This window comes from Shewanella sp., assembly GCF_051658185.1.
Taxonomy (GTDB): domain Bacteria; phylum Pseudomonadota; class Gammaproteobacteria; order Enterobacterales; family Shewanellaceae; genus Shewanella.
Genome location: NZ_JBOFMC010000399.1, coordinates 1 through 2,862 on the forward strand (window position 1 = coordinate 1; position 2,862 = coordinate 2,862).

Sequence of the window (2,862 nt, forward strand, 5' to 3'; positions counted from 1 at the left end):
TGTTTTACCCCACCGACATAGTTATCCATGCGCCCTTTAGCGGTAATGTCTTTGATAATAAGCTCAGTATTCGACAAAGTATCCGTGGCCAATGCTGGGCCACCATCACCGCCGATCAATTTGAACTGGTTGCTGTTACCTGTATCAAAGGTTTTGATTTTACCTATGATGTTCATGGCAGCCAGATTGCCACCACCAGAACCTTTGATATAAGTACTTAATATACAACGACTCACGCCTGAGCTATTAATCGTGCCGCAGCTCTCAATAGTTGCTTCTTTACCATTAAATGCCAAACTTTTTATCTGCCATCTCGCCTTATTGCCACTTCCTGATGAAATGGCAGTGGCGTTTATGGCGGCTTGGCTGGTGCTCACTTGCCCCCAGTTTGCTGCGTTAGCAGGGTTATCGAGCCAAGCAACCGCATTGACTAACCCTGTTTCCGCCGCCATGAACGCTTCAGAAATCTGTTTGTTATTGGAGGCCATCCGCTCTCCCAACAGTGAATGTCCCGCACCTGCAACGCCAATTAAGGTGATAATCAATAAAAATATTAGCCCAATGGCTAAAACTGCTCCCTGTTGTTTACTCAGCATATCTGTCCTTTCATGCACCGATTTAAGGGGGAAAACTATTTGATAACTGTTCAGAAATCGTCAATTAACTCGCAAACTTTTTCGCTAACACGTTGTTGCGTATCGCGACATTAAATTCCACTAAGTGGGTGCGTGTTGTGGCGCTATCACTAGAATTAAGCCCGACAGCAAGCTTGAGCATGATAGGTTTGGCACACGAAGAACTCAGATCAGACGCAATGCACTGACTTGTAAAGCTTGCCACTTGTTCCGTCATCGTTTCAGTCACGCCAGCTTGTGTACGGTTTAAACTAGCACCAGTGAGGTTATAGACAACAGTACCGGTCGATAATGTTAATGTCAGTATACTGTTACTGTTTGCATCATTGACTATGTTGACGGTGGAAGCTTCTCGTACATCTGATGCCAGAATGTCACTGATTAGAGACAAATCGCCCTGTAACCCGGAAAAACGCTGGGTTTCGATATAAGCCTTATTTACGCTGACAAAAATCTGCGTGGCCCCCAACATGACGATTAGCCCAAGTGATAGGCTGATCATCAACTCGATAAGGGTAAAACCAGCTTGAATAGCTTTAAGTAATGAAATGGGTTTGTGCATTTCTGGCCTCAGCTGCTGGGATAGAGATCTAAGGAATACACAAACTGTGATGATCCATTATTTGTCTCCAAGCGGGACTCTGTCCAAGTTACAGTGATCACATAGGTATTGGTTCCTGCGGTATTGGTTAGCGTCAGCCCTAAGCCAGGTAAAGACTGCCGGCTATTTGTCGTTTGCAGCCAGTGAGAAAGAGACTGTTGCTGTAACTGGGTTACTGTGAGCGGGGTGTTCATGGCGATGTTCGCCCATAGGCGCTCGACCACATCCATGGCAATTACACTGGCAATCGTTCTCTGATATGCCGAATGTGCAGCCTGTAGCGTTTTGAGCTGCAAAGCCGCCATACCCAACACCCCAAAGGCCACAATAAAAGAGGCAATTAAGACTTCTATCAGAGAAAAGCCTTGTTGCTTGCGTGTGTTCATTCCATCTCCCATACGCTTGTTCATATTGGTCAATACGCTTAAGTGCAGCTGCCACTTATCACTTTGAGGTTTCCTCCCAGTCCAATTTGTAATTGTTTTGTATAGCTGCGGTAACTGACACTGACACAGTTATCTGTGCCTGTGGCGCGTCGACCTCGTATATCAAAACCCAAATTGGCAGCACTGACGCTAACATTACTGCTGGATTTATCCATTTCCTTCAGTAACTCAGTGCCAGATAGTATCTGAACCTTCCAGCCAGAAGCTCCCGTTGACGTGATCGCAACCCGGATATCGGATTGGCGCTTAATGGCTTCAGTGCGGGCATAACTCGCCAATGCAAACAATTCATTGGCCTGAGTGCGTGCAGAATTTTCGCGTATCATTGACGCAAATGACGGTGCAGCAATCCCTGCAATGATCGCTACTAAGGCTACTACGACCATAAACTCGGTTAAGGTAAACCCTAGGATCTTCTTATTGTTCATTTATATGCCCCCTCGCTTTCAACATTTGTTTACCAACAAGCGACTGGCAACTTCTCACCTTTGTGGGTGATTTTCATCTCTTTACAAGCAATGTCTTTGTCTTGGGGGGCATTGGCCGTAGAGACTAAGGTGTAGGTACCTGTCGTCAGCTCTGTGGCTTTGACGCTGTAATAGCCACTTGGTGAGGAAAATGCGACATCTTTGGTTACAGTGCCGCCGGTATAGGCATTGGTTGAAGTGTATTGGCGTTCCAAAACCTGGGCTGCATTGATCAATGCATCACGAGCATCGGTCCTGCGGGTTGTACGCACATGTTCCTGATAAGACGGTAACGCAATGCTTGCCAGAATGCCTATGATGGCAATGGCGATCATCAATTCAATTAGCGTGAATCCAGTGTTGATTTTGATCTTAGTGATTTCCATATCTGTCAATAATCTGGCTGGTGTCAAAAAGTAAGGTGATAATAACATGGATTAAAATCGGCGCAACATATTGCTAACATCAAATTGTCGTGAAGTGGCGTCGATGCAGGCGCTATTGCCTAAACCGGCGGAACCCTTTTGGCGCTCTATGAGCAGAACGAGCAAAGCAGCTCTTCGGCCACATAGTGATTTTCACGAATGCGATCACGCCGGACTTCCCGACAGATGCTGTGACTCACTATCAGACGCTTTCCGATTTGCCAGTAAATAAATTCCTCGCGTGGATAAGCTTCTAGCGTCCATCACTTCATTACGCTGCCATTCTCT

The 2,862-nt window shown here is 46.1% G+C and carries 5 protein-coding genes; all 5 read right to left on the reverse strand.

Annotated elements, in window-relative coordinates; genetic code table 11:
• Positions 1-596: pilus assembly PilX family protein (locus tag ACRCZA_RS14965; RefSeq protein WP_438675189.1), on the reverse strand; the 596-nt coding region annotated here is incomplete at its 3' end.
• A gap of 64 nt (positions 597-660) precedes the next feature.
• A complete protein-coding gene (locus tag ACRCZA_RS14970) occupies positions 661-1,197 on the reverse strand; it encodes a PilW family protein (RefSeq protein WP_438675190.1) in 537 nt (178 codons plus the stop codon).
• A gap of 8 nt (positions 1,198-1,205) precedes the next feature.
• The gene (gene pilV, locus ACRCZA_RS14975) at positions 1,206-1,622 is read right to left on the reverse strand and encodes a type IV pilus modification protein PilV (RefSeq protein ID WP_438675191.1); all 417 of its coding nucleotides are present in this window, start codon (positions 1,620-1,622) and stop codon (positions 1,206-1,208) included.
• A 38-nt stretch (positions 1,623-1,660) separates the two neighbouring features.
• Positions 1,661-2,110 (reverse strand): pilus assembly FimT family protein, encoded by a 450-nt coding sequence (locus ACRCZA_RS14980; protein ID WP_438675192.1) that lies wholly within the window; start codon positions 2,108-2,110, stop codon positions 1,661-1,663.
• Between the two features lie 29 nt (positions 2,111-2,139).
• Positions 2,140-2,535 (reverse strand): type IV pilin protein, encoded by a 396-nt coding sequence (locus tag ACRCZA_RS14985; protein WP_438675193.1) that lies wholly within the window; start codon positions 2,533-2,535, stop codon positions 2,140-2,142.
• Positions 2,536-2,862 lie beyond the last annotated feature (327 nt).

What these genes read in the sequence shown, in the direction of transcription:
- ACRCZA_RS14970 (WP_438675190.1), bottom strand. Translation starts at nt 1,197, where the DNA reads ATGCACAAACCCATTTCATTACTTAAAGCTATTCAAGCTGGTTTTACC.
- pilV (WP_438675191.1), bottom strand. Translation starts at nt 1,622, where the DNA reads ATGAACACACGCAAGCAACAAGGCTTTTCTCTGATAGAAGTCTTAATT.
- ACRCZA_RS14980 (WP_438675192.1), bottom strand. Translation starts at nt 2,110, where the DNA reads ATGAACAATAAGAAGATCCTAGGGTTTACCTTAACCGAGTTTATGGTC.
- ACRCZA_RS14985 (WP_438675193.1), bottom strand. Translation starts at nt 2,535, where the DNA reads ATGGAAATCACTAAGATCAAAATCAACACTGGATTCACGCTAATTGAA.